General features: G+C 48.6%; 18 protein-coding genes. All 18 read left to right on the forward strand.

Annotation, left to right across the window (positions count from 1 at the left end):
- The first annotated feature begins 263 nt into the window (after positions 1–263).
- The 18 genes from gcvT to WCK19_RS03865 all read left to right on the forward strand — a co-directional run bounded on the left by gcvT (position 264) and on the right by WCK19_RS03865 (position 17,836).
- The gene (gene gcvT, locus WCK19_RS03780) at positions 264–1,376 is read left to right on the forward strand and encodes a glycine cleavage system aminomethyltransferase GcvT (RefSeq protein WP_342396028.1); all 1,113 of its coding nucleotides are present in this window, start codon (positions 264–266) and stop codon (positions 1,374–1,376) included.
- A gap of 15 nt (positions 1,377–1,391) precedes the next feature.
- Positions 1,392–1,772 carry a glycine cleavage system protein GcvH gene (gene gcvH, locus WCK19_RS03785; protein ID WP_342396029.1) on the forward strand — a complete coding sequence of 127 codons (381 nt, stop codon included), beginning with the start codon at positions 1,392–1,394 and terminating at the stop codon, positions 1,770–1,772.
- A gap of 102 nt (positions 1,773–1,874) precedes the next feature.
- The gene (gene gcvPA / locus WCK19_RS03790; protein ID WP_342396030.1) at positions 1,875–3,188 is read left to right on the forward strand and encodes an aminomethyl-transferring glycine dehydrogenase subunit GcvPA; all 1,314 of its coding nucleotides are present in this window, start codon (positions 1,875–1,877) and stop codon (positions 3,186–3,188) included.
- A 2-nt stretch (positions 3,189–3,190) separates the two neighbouring features.
- Positions 3,191–3,988 (forward strand): class I SAM-dependent methyltransferase, encoded by a 798-nt coding sequence (locus tag WCK19_RS03795; RefSeq protein ID WP_342396031.1) that lies wholly within the window; start codon positions 3,191–3,193, stop codon positions 3,986–3,988.
- Positions 3,985–4,749, forward strand: coding sequence for a class I SAM-dependent methyltransferase (locus tag WCK19_RS03800; RefSeq protein ID WP_342396032.1), 765 nt, complete (start codon positions 3,985–3,987; stop codon positions 4,747–4,749). Before WCK19_RS03795 ends, WCK19_RS03800 begins: the two co-directional genes overlap by 4 nt.
- Positions 4,750–5,003: 254 nt before the next feature.
- Positions 5,004–5,357: a succinate dehydrogenase, cytochrome b556 subunit gene (gene sdhC, locus WCK19_RS03805; protein ID WP_342396033.1), complete on the forward strand. Its 354-nt coding sequence runs from the start codon at positions 5,004–5,006 to the stop codon at positions 5,355–5,357.
- Positions 5,358–5,431: 74 nt separating this feature from the next.
- Positions 5,432–5,860: a hypothetical protein gene (locus WCK19_RS03810; RefSeq protein ID WP_342396034.1), complete on the forward strand. Its 429-nt coding sequence runs from the start codon at positions 5,432–5,434 to the stop codon at positions 5,858–5,860.
- Positions 5,861–5,887: 27 nt separating this feature from the next.
- Entirely contained in the window at positions 5,888–7,630 is a 1,743-nt protein-coding gene (gene sdhA, locus WCK19_RS03815) for a succinate dehydrogenase flavoprotein subunit (RefSeq protein WP_342396035.1), read from the forward strand.
- A gap of 36 nt (positions 7,631–7,666) precedes the next feature.
- Positions 7,667–8,362, forward strand: a complete 696-nt coding sequence (locus WCK19_RS03820) for a succinate dehydrogenase iron-sulfur subunit (RefSeq protein WP_342396036.1) — start codon at positions 7,667–7,669, stop codon at positions 8,360–8,362.
- 92 nt (positions 8,363–8,454) lie between these two features.
- Entirely contained in the window at positions 8,455–9,234 is a 780-nt protein-coding gene (locus WCK19_RS03825; RefSeq protein ID WP_342396037.1) for a hypothetical protein, read from the forward strand.
- A gap of 14 nt (positions 9,235–9,248) precedes the next feature.
- Positions 9,249–9,536 carry a putative quinol monooxygenase gene (locus WCK19_RS03830; protein WP_342396038.1) on the forward strand — a complete coding sequence of 96 codons (288 nt, stop codon included), beginning with the start codon at positions 9,249–9,251 and terminating at the stop codon, positions 9,534–9,536.
- Between the two features lie 144 nt (positions 9,537–9,680).
- A complete protein-coding gene (locus WCK19_RS03835) occupies positions 9,681–10,277 on the forward strand; it encodes a TetR/AcrR family transcriptional regulator (protein ID WP_342396039.1) in 597 nt (198 codons plus the stop codon).
- Positions 10,278–10,303: 26 nt separating this feature from the next.
- Positions 10,304–11,710 (forward strand): isochorismate synthase, encoded by a 1,407-nt coding sequence (locus tag WCK19_RS03840; RefSeq protein ID WP_342396040.1) that lies wholly within the window; start codon positions 10,304–10,306, stop codon positions 11,708–11,710.
- 1 nt (position 11,711) lies between these two features.
- Positions 11,712–13,517, forward strand: coding sequence for a 2-succinyl-5-enolpyruvyl-6-hydroxy-3-cyclohexene-1-carboxylic-acid synthase (menD, locus tag WCK19_RS03845; RefSeq protein ID WP_342396041.1), 1,806 nt, complete (start codon positions 11,712–11,714; stop codon positions 13,515–13,517).
- Positions 13,502–14,299, forward strand: coding sequence for a 2-succinyl-6-hydroxy-2,4-cyclohexadiene-1-carboxylate synthase (menH, locus tag WCK19_RS03850; protein WP_342396042.1), 798 nt, complete (start codon positions 13,502–13,504; stop codon positions 14,297–14,299). Before menD ends, menH begins: the two co-directional genes overlap by 16 nt.
- A 46-nt stretch (positions 14,300–14,345) precedes the next feature.
- On the forward strand, positions 14,346–15,170 hold the full coding sequence (gene menB, locus WCK19_RS03855; RefSeq protein WP_342396043.1) for a 1,4-dihydroxy-2-naphthoyl-CoA synthase: 825 nt from the start codon (positions 14,346–14,348) through the stop codon (positions 15,168–15,170).
- A 247-nt stretch (positions 15,171–15,417) separates the two neighbouring features.
- Complete coding sequence (locus WCK19_RS03860; RefSeq protein WP_342396044.1) at positions 15,418–16,911, forward strand: o-succinylbenzoate--CoA ligase; 1,494 nt, start codon at positions 15,418–15,420, stop codon at positions 16,909–16,911.
- Position 16,912: 1 nt separating this feature from the next.
- Entirely contained in the window at positions 16,913–17,836 is a 924-nt protein-coding gene (locus WCK19_RS03865) for a 1,4-dihydroxy-2-naphthoate polyprenyltransferase (protein ID WP_342396045.1), read from the forward strand.
- The last annotated feature ends 16 nt before the right edge of the window (positions 17,837–17,852 follow it).

Genomic DNA, 17,852 nt, shown 5'->3' on the forward strand with positions numbered 1-17,852 from the left:
TACTTTATCACTTGCTCGGAATATAGGATTGTTATGTAAAGCTTACTTTTCGCCTGATGCTTGTAACTATTAACCCCTACCCTTCCTTTGCACCCTTTTTCGTTCCCGGTCTAGTAGTTACAAATAGTATTCTCTGAATTGCCCTGAGTCAGCCATTGAGGCGGTTTGACTTAGATGAGGCTGGACATTAAAATAGAGAAAGTCTTTTACTTCAGGTTAAAACTACAATCGGAACGACAGCAAAGTTTGAGGTCTAAAACAAAATGACCGATATCAAGAGTTTGAAAAAAACCCCTCTTCACACGGTACACGAGCAAATCGGAGCGCGTCTAATTGAATTTGGGGGTTGGCACATGCCCGTTCAATACAGCGGCATACTAGACGAACATAAAGCCGTTCGTACCGCTGTCGGTCTCTTTGACCTGAGCCACATGGGTGAATTTGAAGTTAGCGGCGCAACTGCGCTGGATTTTTTGCAATACCTCTGCACCAATGATATATCTAAATTGGAAGTTGGGCAGGCGCAATACAATTTTATGTGCTACCCAGACGGTGGCATTGTAGATGACTTGATTGTTTACCGCCTTCCCGACAAATATTATGTAGTCGTAAACGCTGCCAACATCGCTAAAGACCATAAATGGATGCTTGAATGTTCCCTAATTCGAGGCAGCGACGTTATAATCCAGAATGTTTCCGAACGAACCGCTCTTATCTCCATTCAGGGACCACGCTCTCTTGAAATTCTCGCCCCTCTAACCGATGTAGCAGTTGGCGATTTGAAATACTACAGCATTGCCAGCGGCAAAGTAGGCGAGCTACAGGCGTTAGTAGCCCGCACAGGCTATACCGGTGAGGATGGCTACGAAATTTTTGTGAAAGCGGCAGACGCTGAAAATCTATGGAATTTACTTTCAGAAGCGGGCAAGGATAAAGGCATAAAACCTATCGGCTTGGGCGCACGCGATACTTTGCGCCTTGAAGCTAAAATGGCGTTGTACGGCAACGATATTGATGCCAGAGTTAACCCGCTAGAAGCCGGGTTGGAGCGCTTCGTAAAATTGGATAAGGGTCATTTTTCAGGACGTGAGAACCTAGTTTCCAAACAAAAAGAAGGTGTAAAACGTAAGTTAGTTGGATTTGAAATGAAAGGTCGCGAAATTGGGCGACACGGTTACAAAATAACCAAAGATGGCAAGGAAATCGGATTTGTGACTAGCGGCGCTCCTTCGCCATCATTGGGCAAAAATATCGGGTTGGCGCTTGTTTCGGTAGAATTTGCCGAAGTAGGTACAACGTTTCAGGTAGTGGTACGCGACCAGCCAGCGGAGGCGGTCGTGGTTAAAACGCCTTTCTATAAGAAAGCAAAAAAGTAAGGAGAGGTTAATCCCATGAATTTCCCTGAAAATTTGAAGTACAGCAAAGAACATGAATGGGTAAAAGTGGAAGGCGATGTCGCCATCGTGGGCATTACCGAATTTGCACAGGATGAACTGGGCGATATTGTTTATGTGGACGCGCCTGATGTGGGCAAGCAACTATCCCAAAACCAGACTTTCGGCGTAATTGAATCGGTCAAAACCGTTTCGGATCTCTATAGCCCCTTGTCTGGCGAAGTTATCGAGGTTAACGCAGCGGTAGTGGACACGCCCGAACTGGTAAACAAAGACCCTCACGGTGAGGGCTGGCTTATCAAACTAAAAGCCAGTAATCTGGCTGAATTGAATAATCTGATGGATTCAGTGGCTTATCGCGCCTTAATCGGCAAATAGCAGGTTTATCTAGAATCCCGCTAACGTTAATCAATTTTGTGCTTACCTATGGGATAACCCATAGGTAAGGATACTTTTACTAGAAACAGGCTGGTAAACGAGATGAACTATGTGCCGCATTCCGATATTGAGCGTCAAGAAATGCTCAAAAGCATCGGTGTAGATTCGGTTGAAGAGCTTTTCGAGGTTGTGCCGCAACAGGTACGCTTTCCTAAACTTGACCTCCCCAAAGCCCTTTCTGAACTGGAAACAACTCGCCTGATGAACGGTTTGGCTTCCCGTAACTGGAATTTGGGAGAGCATGCCTCTTTCCTAGGCGCAGGTAGCTACAACCACTATGTACCTAGTGTAATCGGGCATTTAGTTGGGCGTTCCGAGTTCTATACCGCATATACTCCTTACCAGCCCGAAGTAAGTCAGGGTACTTTGCAAGCCATTTACGAGTACCAAACCATGATGGGCGAACTCTTCAACATGGATGTTTCAAACGCTTCTATGTATGACGGAGCAAGCGCGTTGGCAGAAGCCGCCATTATGGCAGTAAACGTCACTAACAGGCACAAAGTAATTATCCCTAAAACAGTTCATCCTGACTCCCGTGCCGTTACGCGCACCTACACTGAACCGCAAGGTATTATTATCGCTGAATACGAAACCATAGAGGAAGCGGTTGCCGCCCTTGATGACCAGACGGCTGCGTTATTGGTTCAACAGCCTGATTTTCTGGGGCAGATTCAAGATTTGAAAAAGCTGGCGGATGCTGCCCATGCCAAAGGGGCGTTGTTTGTAGTTTCAGCCTATCCTACCTCATTGGGCTTGCTCAAACCGCCCGGTGAATGTGGCGCGGATATTGCGGTAGGCGAAGGGCAAAGTCTCGGAATGCGTCCTAGCTTTGGCGGACCTTACGTGGGTGTTTTCACCTGTCGCAATGAATATATCCGCAACTTGCCCGGTCGCATAGTTGGACAAACCACCGATAAAACAGGCAAACGCGCTTTTGTGCTAACCCTTCAGACTCGCGAACAGCATATCCGCCGCGAAAAAGCCACCAGCAATATATGTACCAACGAAGGCTTGATTGCACTAATAGTTACCGTTTACCTGAGCGCAATGGGCAAACAGGGCTTGCACGAAGTAGCCGAACAATGCTATCACAAAGCCCATTATGCTGCTAACGAAATTGCCAAACTTCCCGGTTACAGCTTGCCGTTGTCAGGCGCTTTCTTCAATGAATTCTTAGTGCGTGTGCCGAACGTAGAAAAGGTGCAAACAGCTTGTAAAAAAGCCGGAATAATCGGCGGCTATGCCCTTGGCAATGAGTACCCGCAATATGACGATTGCTTGCTCTTTTGCTGCACCGAAATGAACACCAAAGAAGAGATTGACTGCTTGGTGGAAGCATTGCGCGGAGCGTAATTTTGGATGAATATGCGGGCTTCTCCTACTATTATGACCTGTATTATTCTGATGTAACCGCCGACCATCCATTTTATCTGGAAATCGTTCGGCAAGTAGGGGCTGACCCGCATATTCTGGAACTGGCGTGTGGTACAGGGCGTTTGCTTTTGCCCTTGGTAGAAGCAGGTTATCGAGTCACCGGGTTAGACCTTTCCGATGAAATGCTGGCACGCGCCCGTAATAAGTTAACAGCCCTACCTGTACGCACTCAAGCGCGTACCCGCTTGCTTAAAGGCGACATGCGTTACCCTCGCGCCGTTCTTGGCTCTGAAAAGTTCGAGATGGTCATTCTGGGCTTCAACACCTTCCAACACATGCATGAAGAAGAAGATCAGATTGCTTGCCTTGAGAATGCGCGAGAAATGCTGGCATCTCAGGGTATTTTTGTGCTGGCAATGGATAATTCAACCCCCGATGAAGAGCCTGCCAACAAACTAATCGAGCTTTATGGTGTCATGCATGATTCCGAACGTCAAAGTTCCGTCACCTTGAAGGTCATTACCACAGACTTTCCTCACCACCAGATTCGCACTCGTCGCTACATGTACTACGAAAGGCTACCGGGCGGTAATAACGATTTGGTTTGTAATACCACCCTTAAGTTGCGCTATTTTTACGCGGACGAGCTAAAGAGTCTGCTAGAAAAAGCCGGATTCAAAATAGTAGAGTCTTATGGCAGTTATTACTTTGAAGAGTATGCCACCGAAAGCCCACGCATTATATATATTTGCCAGAAAGCAGAACCGGAACAATTGTGAATCCCTACGATAACATCGCCGAATATTACGATACCAAGTATGCGAAATTTGACGCTGACCTTGATTTTTACATTGAGATGGTACGCCGCGCTGGAGCTAATGCGCGTGTGCTGGAATTGGCGTGTGGCACAGGGCGGGTTACACTTCCGCTATTAGAAGCAGGTTATAGAGTTACCGGTTTGGATGCTTCCGAAAAAATGCTGGAAATTGCGCGTAAAAAAGCGATTGGCTTTAAAGAAACGGCTCGCTTCTTTCAAGCTGATATGCGCGATTTTGACCTGCGCGAACAATTCGATTTTGTTTTCATCGCGCTAAATTCATTCCAGCATTTGCTTAACCAGACTGAACAAATAGACTGCCTCAACGCTGCTCGCAAACATCTTGCGCCCGCCGGTCTGTTTATTCTTGACATACAAAACCCGGAAATCAAGGAGCAATACCCCGCCGATGGAAGGCTTGAACTGGATAGCGAGTTCCAGAATCCCCAAAACGGCAATCTAGTACAGGTTTTCCTGAGCGCCACCTCAGAGCCATCTATACAACAACGCCATTATCGTTATCTATTCGATGAAATCGAGATTGATAATAGGTTGAGGCGTACCACAACCTCTTTTAACCTGCGCTACATTTATCGCTACGAAGCGGAACTACTACTCGACAAAAGCGGGTTCGCTATTGAGGATTTATATGGTTCTTATGAGTTTGATGAATACAACACGGGTAGCGAAAAATTAATCTACGTGTGCCGCCGCAAAGCCTAACCGCAATCCGCGCTTCATAATGAACTTAACCGCCCACGATTCCTCCCCACCAGTAAAAACTCGGTAGTGTGAAAAGACAATGTGCTTATCAACTCTTTAGCTTGTCACAAAGCAAATGCCTTAGCCCATTATTGCAAGCCTAAATTCAGAGTGTTATAATGTTCACAACGTTTTAATTTGGCTCATTGCGATAATACAGACGGCTTTAGACTTCAACGCAGAAACCTAACCTTCTCACAAAGGGGATTACAAAAATGTATCGTGGTCAATTTGGTATGTGGCTCTGGATACTCCATCGCCTCACCGGTGTTGGGATTCTGGGCTTCCTTTTTCTGCACATTGCCGATACCTATCTGGTAGGGCTTGGTCCGATTTTCTATGAAGACCTAGTTTTTCTTTACAAAATCCCACCTTTTCGTATTATTGAAGTGCTTTTGGTAGGAGCGGTATTGTTCCATGCATCTAACGGTTTGCGTATAATCCTACTAGATTTCTGGGAATCTGCTATCAAATACCATAAGCAGCTTTTTTACTTCACCCTAGTTCTTTTTCTGGCGCTGTGGCTGCCCGCTGCTATAATAATGCTAAGTAGCGTAAAATGGACTTAGTTAAGACGGTTTTTCAATGAAATGGCGGGTATAAAATCCGTATTTTCTACTAGAAAAAGGAAGTTTTAAAATCTATGGCAGTCGAAACTCAAGCTAAATCCGAACAGAAACGCCGCTATACGTCCAAAGGCGCGCGTCCAAAACCCGCTAATCAATTTGAACTCTATAGCTGGTACTTCTTCCGGGTTTCAGGTATTCTGTTAATCATTTTTGCGCTCGGTCACCTTGTAATTATGCACCTACTCAATAATGTAGATGTGATAGATTACCAATTTGTTGCAAATCGTTGGGCTAACCCGCTCTGGCGCACCTACGACCTAATTTTGCTCTTTCTAGCGCTTCTGCATGGCTTGAACGGCGCAAGGGTGCTGATTTATGATTATGTCAGCGCGAGAGGCTGGCGTATGTTCGCCCTATCTACCTTATATGCGGTTGGTATATTCTTTATACTAATCGGATCACAGGTCATCATTACTTTTAATCCGGTTGTGCAGGTAAAATAATTCTCTTTCACGAGGAGCAAGTCTGAGATGTACCATAAATATGATGCCGTAGTGATAGGCGCAGGCGGGGCTGGTTTGTCTGCTGCTATAAAGCTGGTCGGCAAGGGTAACGTGGCGGTAATCAGCAAACTGTATCCAAGCCGTTCCCATACCGGAGCCGCGCAAGGCGGTATCTGCGCCGCACTTGGCAACTGCGAAGAAGACCACTGGGAATGGCACATGTTCGATACCGTCAAGGGTGGCGATTACCTGACCGATCAGGATGCTGCTGAAATTCTGGCACGCGAAGCAATTGATGCCATTTATGAACTTGAGCATATGGGATTGCCCTTTAACCGCACTCCCGAAGGCAAAATTGACCAGCGCCGTTTCGGCGGTCACACCCGCAACTACGGAGAAGGACCCGTACGCCGTGCCTGCTATTCCGCCGACCGCACCGGGCATATGATTCTTCAAACCCTTTACCAACAGGGCATCAAGAATAACGTAACTTTCTTTAACGAATTTCACTTGATGGATATATTAATCAATAACGGGCGTTGCGTTGGCGTTACGGCTATTGACATCAAAACGGGCGAATTGCACACCTTTCAAACCAAAGCAGCTATTCTAGCCAGCGGCGGCTACGGGCGTGCCTGGAAAGTTACCTCAAACGCCCACGCTTGCACTGGTGACGGTATGACCAGCGCTTATCGTGCTGGAATCCCTTTGATGGACATGGAAATGTACCAGTTCCACCCCACCGGGCTTTATCGCATCGGCGTATTGCTCTCCGAAGCAGCGCGTGGTGAAGGCGGTATTCTCCGCAATGCACAGGGGGAACGCTTCTGCGAACGTTACGCCCCAACCTTAAAAGACCTTGCCCCTCGCGATATGGTAAGTCGCTTTATCGCGCAAGAAATTCGGGAAGGACGTGGCGCAGGAACTGATAAAGACTTTGTTTACCTGCATGTGGATCATCTCGGCAAAGAGGTCATTGATGCTAAATTGCCGGACATCACCGATTTTGCCCGTACTTACCTGAAAGTTGAACCGTATAAGGAAGGCGTGCCGATTCAACCCACCGCTCACTATGCGATGGGTGGCGTACCCACTAACGTGAATGGTCAGGTTATAGTAGATCAGAATGCTACCGTATTACCCGGCTTGTACGCGGCGGGTGAGGTCGCATGTGTCTCTGTACACGGCGCAAACCGTCTTGGTACTAACTCACTGTTAGACCTTGTGGTATTTGGGCGGCGTGCCGGAATACATGCTTCCGAATTTATTAAAACGGTAGATTTCGAGGAACTGCCGTCTAATCATGAAGGGCAAGCAAACCAATTGCTTGGTTGGGTTAACTCTGGCAGCGACCCCAAGCGCAAGGAAGTCGCCGCCGACATTCGCAAAGAATTACAGCGCGAAATGGAAGAAAATGTAAAAGTAGTACGTAACGAAAAAGGCATGACCCACGCCCTGACGAAAATTCAGGAATTGAAAGAACGCTACCAAAAAGTGCGCTTGCAAGACCCAAGCAGCAAATTTAATACCGAACGCTTGGAAATTCTAGAGCTTGGCTCGCTGCTAGAAGTCTCCGAAGCTACTGCCAAAGGTGCGCTAGAACGCAAAGAAAGTCGGGGCGCACACTATCGCGAGGATATGTTAAACCGCGATGATGTGAACTTCCTGAAACATACGCTGGCTTATCGTAGCGAGGATGGCGGTGTTTCGCGCCTTGCCTATAAACCCGTAACCATAACTAGGTTCCAGCCAAAGGAGCGCAAATACTAGCGTATTTTTACAATTCGCAATGAAAGGTTCAAATAGATGCAAGTAACGGTGAAAGTTTTGCGCTTCGACCCCGAAAAGGATAAAAAGGCGCATTTCCAATCCTATGAACTAGAAGCAGACCCACTTGATAGAATCCTTGACGTGCTGCACAATATCAAGTGGTATCAGGATGGTACTCTTACTTTCCGCCGGAGTTGCGCACACGGCATTTGTGGTAGCGATGCAATGCGTATCAACGGGCGCAACCGCCTAGCCTGTAAAGTGTTGGTACAAGATATAGGCAAAAAAATTCAGGTTGAGCCAATGCTCGGTTTTACTATTATCAAAGACCTAGTAGTGGATATGGAACCTTTCTTTGCCAAATATCGTTCCATCAAACCCTATCTGATTAATCATGATGTTGCGCCTGCCGCCGAGCGGGTACAATCTTCCGAAGAACGTGAAGTGTTTGATGAAACTACCAAGTGTATCCTCTGCGGTGCTTGTAGCGGTAGTTGCCCACCTTACTGGGCAAACGGCGATTTTATTGGACCTGCTGCTATAGTAAATGCACATCGTTTTATTTTCGATACCCGCGACCAAGGCGCAGAAGAACGCCTTGCCGTTCTGGGAGAAGCAGAAGGTCTATTCCGTTGCCGTACCGTCTTTAACTGCACCGATGCCTGTCCGCGCGATATACCGGTAACTAAAGCTATCGAGGAAATCAAGCGTTATATGCTATACCGGCGATAATCAATCTGGAACAATTTAAAACTTGTTATGCTACTTATTGCCCCCTTCCCCAATCGGGGTAAGGGGGTTTTATTAATCCCGGAGAAAAGTCTATGCCTGAGCTTTTTCCTCAAACTCTTGCAAGAATCGAAGAATGGAAAGCGCAAGCTGACGTACTTGGAATAGTTTTGGTTGGCTCCAAAGGACACGGGCATGCCGATTCGCTTTCCGATGATGACCTCGAAGTAGTGCTGAGCGATGAAGCGCATGCTCTCCTTTCTCCTGCCGAATGTGGCGAAATACTGGTGAATGAATCTAAAAAAAAATTGATTTATGATGTACAATACATCAGCCTTTCCTACCTACAACAGAGAGCCGCTTCTTCCCATGACCTTGCCCATTGGCCCTACCAACGTGGGCAAATATTATACGACCGTAACGGACTTGTAACTAGCGCAGTTAAAAAAGCGGGACAAATGACTCCTGAGTTTAGGCATTTGCGCCTACTACATTCTACTATTGACACTTGGATTGTGCCTCGCCGCGCCGAAAAAACCCTCAATCGAGGCTACGAAGCTTCTAACCGTCTAATTATCGCGCGAGGAGCTAAAGCGTTATCTCGGCTGATTTTTGGGCTGGAATGGCGCTGGGTTCCGCTCGACCATTGGCTTGAGGCTGAATTAACTACTTTGGAAGATTCCTCACAGGTAGTTCCATTGCTGGCAAAGGCGTTAGAAAAAGGCAAACCCGCCCCACTCGCAGAGGCGCTCGACCGCCTCGAAGACCGCCTTTTCAACGAGGGTATTCCCCGTCCTGCCAAACGTAGGGATTTGTTTTTTGAGTTGATTCATCCCTCACGAACTGACGAAAGAGCTATTCACGGCTTGTATTAAACAAAGGAGTGACAATGATTTGTCTAGCGGTTACTTATATTATCAAACCCGGTTACGAAGAAGAAGCAATAAATCTCTTAAAAATTATGACCGAGACAACTCGCCAAGAGCAGGGCAATTTGCAATACATAGCGCACCGCTCCCCCACGCAATCTAACCGCTTCTTTCTGTACGAGCAATATACCGACCTTGCAGCGGTAGATACACATCGTGCCTCCCCACATTTCCAGCAATATGTGGTAGGCGGACTTTTTAACATTCTGGAAAGTCGCGCTCCCGAAATCTACGAACCAATTCAGTGACTAAAGCTCAAATACTTCACAGAAAGCGAGTATGAAATTTTACTTTCTGCTCGCTATTTTTATTGATTTCCAACGTTTTATTTGTTACAATTCCAACAACCGACGGGTCGGTCGGTTTTTGCAGTAGTATGATAAGGAATTAGGATGACCGACAGGCAGGATCGCAGCCAGAACCGAATCGAAAAAATACTAGAGGCAGCAGTAGAGATTTTCTCCAGAAAAGGCTACCGGGATAGTGGTGTGGATGACATCGTGGTGGAGTCGCAGACTTCAAAGGGTGGCATTTATTTTCATTTCCCCAACAAACAAGCGATATTCCTGACTCTGCTCGACCGCATGGCAAATTTGCTGCATTCTCGCGCCGAAGAAGCCCTTAACGCCGAACCAGATTTGTTGAAAAAAGGTGATGCTCTCTTGTTAAATATGCTCAAAACTTTTGGGAGCCATCGCCATCTCACTCAGCTTTTTCTGGTAGAAGCCCTTGGCGCAGGTCACGAATTTAATGACAAGATAATGGAGCTACACGGGCGTTTCTCTGCGCTGGTGCAGAACTATTTGGACGAACTGGTAAGGGCAGGGGCAGTTGCCCCAATCAATAGTCAAGTGGCAAGCATCGCATGGTTTGGCGCGGTAAACGAAACAGTCACGCGCTGGGTGTTGACCGGGCAACCTGCCAATCTGGAAGATGCGTACCCCACTTTGCGGTTATTGCTAAGGCGCGGTGTCGGGTTAAATTCGTAAGATGAATCAAAATCGGAGTTATTTCGATGGCAATTGCAACCGAAATTTTTACAAGTACAACCGAATTAGAAAATATCTTCAGTAGGGGAGTGCGGCAAGCGGCGGAACTGGGTAAATCCATTCTCGTCAGCTATACCGTGCCGATTGAAGCGGCTAACCCAATAGAGCTATTCGGACGAGCGCACCAACGCAACCAAACCGCTTTTTTCTGGTCGCGCCCTGATAGCAATTTTACACTTGTCGGAGCCGGAAGTGCTTTTGAAATTATCACCGAAGGCGAAAGTCGTTTTGAAACCGCTGCCCGCGAATGGCGAGAACTTCTGCAAGACGCGCTCATTATAAATGAGGATGATATTTGGGGTAGCGGACCTGCTCTGATGGGCGGCTACTCCTTTGACCCACTTTACAAACGAACCTCACTATGGAAGGGCTACCCTGACGGCTTGCTGATTCTTCCAAAAGTACAACTAACTTTTAGCGGGGAACGCTGCTACCTTACCGCCAACGTCCACCTTAACGCCAATACCGATACATGGGATAAAGCCGAAGATATTATCCAGCTTTATAACGCTCTGGTACAACCCGCCCACCGTGACTATGAACCGGGCAAACTGAAGTTTGAAGAACTGTTACCCGCGCGTACTTGGAAAACCATCGTAGAAACTACCGCCGAAGATATAGCCAACGGCAAATTCAAAAAAGTGGTGCTGGCGCGTGCCGCCCGCGTTACCGCCGAAAACAAAATTGATGTGGCGCGAATGTTGAGTCGCTTAGAAGCCAGCTACCCTACCGCTATAACCTATGCAATAAGCCGGGGCGAACAGTGTTTTGCAGGCGCAACCCCCGAAAGGCTGGTGCGCTTACAGGGTGGTTTGGTACAAACTATGGCACTGGCAGGCTCAATGGCGCGAGGCGTTACCCAAGAAGAAGACAACCGTCTTGGCGATAGCTTGATGAATAGCGGCAAAGACCGCTCCGAACATGCGATTGTGGTAGGCATGATTAAAGAGGCATTCGAGAAAGTATGCTCCGAAGTTAATGTGCCAGAAATGCCACAACTTCTCAAACTCAAGAACGTACAACACCTGCTTACCCCCGTAATCGGCAGGTTAGCCGCCGACAAAAGTATCCTACAACTGGTAGAGCAATTGCACCCAACTCCGGCGGTGGGAGGTTTGCCCGGTCGCGAAGCCATCGCCGCCATTCGCGAGCGAGAACAACTTGACCGTGGCTGGTATGCTGCCCCTGTAGGTTGGCTCGACCGTCGCTTTGAAGGAGAGTTTGCCGTTGCGCTGCGCTGCGCGTTGGTCAATGGTAAAGAAGCAACCCTTTTCGCGGGCTGCGGTATTATGGGCGATTCTAACCCCGATAGCGAGTACGCCGAGTCCAATTTGAAAATGCGAGTAATGTTATCCGCCATAGAGAATAGCTGAAATGTATCGCGAACCTGAAAACCCAACCTATGCCTATATTGACGCTTTTGTAGAAGAACTGGCACGCGCAGGAATGCAGCATGTAGTGATAAGCCCCGGCTCACGCTCCACCCCGCTTGCTTATAGCTTTGCCCGCAATAGCAGCATAAAAATCTGGATGCAATATGATGAACGCTCCAGCGCTTTCTTTGCGCTTGGCATGGCAAAAGCCAGCCGTAAGCCTGTTGCGCTAGTGTGTACCAGCGGCACCGCCGCCGCTAACTACTTTCCCGCCATCGCTGAGGCACAATTATCGCGAGTCTCGTTGCTGGTACTTACTGCCGATCGTCCACCCGAATTACGCAACAACGGCGCACCGCAAGCAATTGACCAGCTTAAAATATATGGGGATTATGTAAAGCTGTTTATTGAAGCCGCTTTGCCCGAAGCCAACGACGATATGCTGAGATATGCCCGTACCATCGCCGGACGCGCTTTCGGAACTACGCTGGCAAAACCATCCGGGGTAGTGCATATAAACTTCCCGTTCCGCGAACCGCTCATTCCTGCGCCCATACCCGGTCAGCCGTTACCCTCCGTAGAGACGCGCAATCCTGAAGTATGGCAAGGACGCGCCAATGCAAAGGCATATGTAACTCTATCACAAGCCCCTCGCCGTCTCGCCGATGCTGAGCTTGGAAGCTTAGCGCAAGCTCTGTCCTCTCACCAACAAGGCGTAATAATCTGCGGAGCAATTGACGAACCGGAGTTGCCGGAGCAATTGGTAAAACTAGCACAGGCTTTGCAATTTCCAATTCTGGCAGACCCTCTTTCCGGTTTGCGTACAGGCAGACACGATAAGAGCCTAATAATAGATAATTATGATGCCTTTCTAAGAGATGAGGCGGTAATAGCAGGATTCGCGCCCTCCCTTGTGCTGCGCTTCGGGGCAATGCCCACTGCCAAACCTGTTTTGCTGTGGCTCAAACGCTTCTCCGAATGTCCTCAAATCGTAGTGGATAGCGGGGATGGCTGGCAAGAGCCGACTATGTTGGCAAGCGAGATTATCCATGCCGCCCCCACCTTGATTTGCCGCGACCTTTGCTTGCAGTTTGCCGACTCCCAAAGTACCACCGAAAATAGATGGTTGTCGAGTTGGTTGGAAGCTTCTCGGCTTTCCCATGAAACCGTTCGGGAAATTATGCGCGAATTGGAAGAACCGTTTGAGGGCAAAATCTTTACCGAATTGCGCGAATTGCTACCGGAAGGCGCAATCCTGTTTAGCAGCAATAGCATGCCCGTGCGCGATATGGATACCTTTTTCTCCTGCACTGATAAAAACATCCGGCTGATGTGCAATCGGGGCGCAAATGGCATTGATGGGGTGGTATCCAGCGCATTGGGAACGGGTGCGGCTATTGGTGCGCCTCTGGCGCTAGTTATAGGAGACCTTTCCTTTTACCACGATATGAATGGGCTGCTGGCTGCCAAATTGCACCAATTGAACGCCACCATCATTTTGATAAATAACGATGGGGGCGGCATTTTCTCCTTCCTCCCGCAAGCCTCTTACCCAGAGAATTTCGAGCTATTATTCGGCACGCCACATGGGTTGGATTTCCGCCATGTCGCGGCTCTGTATGGCGCAGAATACACCCTTTCCACTAACTGGCAAACCTTCCGAGAAGCGGTCAGCGGCAGTTTTGCAAAAACCGGACTTAAAATAATCGAAGTCCCGACTACACGCGCTCAAAATGTTATCCAGCACCGTCGGTTCTGGGGACCTATCGCCGAGAGGATAAAAGCGGGGGTATGGAGCAGGCTCTAGCCTACAACTACCGCCGTGAAGGGCATAGTACAACCATCGCCCTGTTACATGGCTTTACCGGCAGCGCGGCTAGTTGGAATCCGCATATTGCTGCGTTTTCAGGCTTTGCCGATGTGCTGGCGATAGATGCGCCCGGACACGGCAATTCGTCCACTCCCGCCGACTCCGCTTTGTATTTGCTTCCACACACTACCGAAGCCTTTCTAAAGCTATTAGACACCCTGAATTTAGCGCGGGTGGTTCTGCTCGGCTATTCGATGGGTGGAAGACAAGCATTGCATATTGCTACAACCGCGCCCGAAAGAATAAAAAAATTGGCACTAGAAAGCGCAACACCCGGTATAATAGACCCGGCAGAACGGGCTAACCGGCGTGAAAGCGATGGCAAACTGGCAGATTTTATCGAGCGCGAAGGGTTGGAAGCTTTTGTAAATCATTGGGAAAATATTCCGCTCTTTGAAAGCCAAAAACAATTGTCGCCAGCCATAATAGCAGCGCAACGGGCGCACCGTCTGCAAAACAGCCCAATCGGATTGGCTAACAGTTTGCGCGGGGCAGGAACTGGAATGCAAGAACCTTTGCATGCAAAACTACATAGCCTGAAAATGCCGATTCTGCTCATAGCCGGAGAGCTAGATTTGAAATTCTGTGCAATCGCCCAACAAATGCGCGAACTTATACCGCAAAGTCGCCTCGAAATTGTGCAAGAGGCAGGACACGCGGTACATTTGGAGAAACCTGATGAATTTGACCGTCTGGTACTGGATTTCCTAAAGGTTTAAAAACGCTTGTTTGTGAGTTCTGTATTTTTACAAGGAGGATAAAATAATGCCGTTGGTAAAGTGGTACAAAGCAAGAGAATATGGCGACATCATCTATGAAAAGTGCGAGGAAGGTATCGCTCGAATCACAATTAATCGCCCGGAAGTGCATAACGCCTTCCGCCCTGATACCCTTTTTGAATTAAGCGAAGCCTTTAAGGACGCGCATGAAGACCCGAATGTGGGCGTGGTGCTATTTACAGGCGCAGGCGGTAAAGCCTTCTGCTCTGGAGGCGACCAGCGAGTGCGTGGCGTAGGCGGTTATGTGGGTAAGGACGGAGTGCCGCGCTTGAACGTGCTAGAACTCCAGCGCCAGATTCGGGTAATGCCCAAGCCCGTTGTCGCAGTGGTGGCAGGATATGCCATCGGCGGCGGTCATGTGCTGCACGTGGTTTGCGACCTCACTATCGCTGCCGAAAATGCTATCTTCGGTCAGACTGGTCCTAAAGTGGGTAGCTTTGATGGCGGCTTCGGTTCTTCATATCTTGCCAGCATCATCGGGCAGAAAAAAGCGCGTGAAATCTGGTATCTGTGCCGCCAATACAACGCGCAAGAAGCTCTACAGATGGGCTTGGTAAATACCGTAGTGCCGTTGGAAAGGCTGGAAGAAGAGTCTATCCAATGGGCTTTGGAAATGCTGGACAAAAGCCCGATTGCGTTGCGCTTCCTGAAAGCGGCTTTCAACGCTGATTTAGACGGACAGATGGGCTTGCAAGTGTTGGCGGGCGATGCCACAATGCTTTACTATATGTCGGAAGAAGCGATAGAGGGCAAAACCGCCTATGTCGAAAAGCGCAAGCCCAATTTCAAAAAGTTCCCGCGCCTACCTTAATTTGGAATAAAAACAAGGGTCTTATGAAGATTAACAATTAAAACCGTAAAATGAGTATTGGGGTAAATCTACCAGATTTCACCATCAAACGCGGGCGCATCGCGATGCGCCCCTACGAACCAACCCTCATGAGAACCGATTTGTAGGGGCGGTTCGCGATGCGCCCGGTTTTCTTACATATTTACGGATTAATTTCTAAAAGTTCATAAGCCCCTTGTTTTTAAGCAATATCCTAAAATCATAATTAATGACACAAACACCGGAACAAAATCTAATACCGGACTGGCTGAAGCGGCGTGCCGAATCTTCCCCGCACAATATCGCCCTTATCTTCAAGGATGAGGCGTTGCATTGGGCAGAGCTTTACGACAAGGCGTTGGTGTATGCCGGGCAGATGTCAGCGCAAGGAGTAGAAGCAGGGGCGCGAGTGGCATTGCTGTTGGGCAATACCCCTGCCTTTGTTTGCGCCATGCATGCTACGCCACAACTTGGCGCGATAGTAGTACCGCTCAACACCCGCTTGACCTTTGCTGAATTAGGCTGGCAACTTGAAGATGTGCAACCTACCTTGCTGCTGTATGATGCGCCAAATGCCTCCAAAGCTATTGAACTTGCTTCATACACAACCTGCCCAATTCTCAGCCTTGAGGAATTGGCAGAAACAGAGCCTGTTACTTTTCGACAAGCTGAATATTACGCCACAGACCAAATACACAGCATCATCTATTCTTCGGGGACAACCGGCAAACCCAAAGGGGTGATGCTTACCTACGACAACCATCTTTGGAATGCGCTGGCATCTTGCCTTAATCTTGGCTTGCAGCAGGATGACCGCTGGATGGCGGTTTTACCGCTCTTTCATGTAGGCGGTATGTCTATCCTGCTACGTAGCGTACTTTACGGTATCCCGGTAGTTTTACATGAGTCATTCGACCCTGCCGCAATTAATCTCTCTATCATCCAAAATCGCGTCACAATTATTTCGGTGGTAGCAACCATGCTCCAACGTATGATGGATGAAAGCAGCGATAGTGGCTACCCTGCCCACTTGCGCTGTGTGCTGACCGGGGGCGGTCCTGTGCCAAAACCTTTACTGGAACGTTGCGCTGCCCTGAATATACCTATCACCCAAACTTACGGCATGACTGAAACCGCCTCACAAGTTGCCACCCTTTCACCCGCCGATGCGCTAATAAAATTGGGTTCAGCCGGACGCGCCCTATACCCAAGTGAAATTAAAATCTTGCATAAAGAATCATCCCCTGACGGTGTAGGCGAAATATTGGTGCGTGGTCAGATAGTGACGGCGGGCTATTTCAACCGCCCTGAAGAAACCACGCAAGCCTTAGCGGAAGGTTGGCTACACACCGGAGACCTCGGCAGGCTGGATAAGGACGGCTATCTCTACGTGGTGGATAGGCGCAGCGATTTGATAATATCAGGCGGCGAGAACATTTACCCGGCTGAAATCGAAGCGGTACTATTGGCGCATCCGGTAATAGAAGAAGCGGGCGTGGTGGGCGTTCCTGAAGAACGGTGGGGTCAGATTCCTGTTGCAGTGGTAAAATTGCGCGAGAACACAAACGCAACTGAAACAGGATTGATAGAATGGTGTAGTGCGCGACTGGCTCGCTACAAAGTGCCAAAACGGATAGTCTTTGCCAAAAGTCTGCCTCGAAATGCAGCCGGAAAGCTGGTACGACGGCTATTAAAAGATTCACTATTGAAAAAAACGGAGTAGTATGACACCCGCAGGACAGATAAAAAACAAACTTACCAAACGGCAAGCATGGTTAATGGCTTCCCGACCCAAAACGCTTCCCGCCGCCACCGCTCCGGTGTTGGTAGGTACGGCAGTCGCATTTTACGATAAAGGATTCAGCCTTTTCCCGGCGTTGGCGGCATTGGCAGGCGCATTGTTAATCCAGATTGCCACCAATTTTGCCAATGATGTTTTCGATTACAAAAAAGGGGCTGATACCTCCGAAAGATTGGGTCCTGTGCGAGTCACCGCAGCAGGTTTACTCACGCCAAAAGAGGTTTTCACCGGAATGTGGGTGGTGTTCGGACTGGCAACGCTAGTGGGCGTGTATCTGGTGATAGTAGGCGGCTTGCCTATCGTAATCATCGGGTTATTATCCATAGCTTCGGGCATTGCCTATACCGGAGGACCCTTTCCGTTGGGCTATAACGGATTGGGTGATATTTTCGTTTTCATCTTTTTTGGTTTGGTAGCCGTTTGCGGAACCTATTATGTACAGGTTGGAACGGTTGGGGCGCTGGCGTGGTGGTGCGCTATACCGATAGGCTTGCTGGCAACCGCTATCATCGTGGTCAACAATCTACGCGATGTAAAAACTGATACGGTGGCTGGCAAAAAAACAATGGCGGTACGAATCGGAGAGAGCGGCGCAAAGGCAGAATATGTGCTATTGGCGGCTTTGTCTTACCTAATAGCCCCTGCAATGTGCCTGTCTGGCGTTGCGCCTTGGTGGGCAATGCTGGTATGGCTCTCACTGCCGCTCGCCTATCAGCAAATCAAGCTTGTTTTCACCGTCACCGGACGCGCCTTGAATAAAGCGTTAGGTGGTACTGGTCGTCTGGAACTGGTATATGGCTTGTGCCTGTCTATGGGTTTAGTGATAGCACGTTTGATAGGTAGCTGATATTTCACAATCAGGC

This window comes from Candidatus Chlorohelix sp. (assembly GCF_037138995.1).
Taxonomy (GTDB): Bacteria; Chloroflexota; Chloroflexia; order Chloroheliales; family Chloroheliaceae; genus Chlorohelix.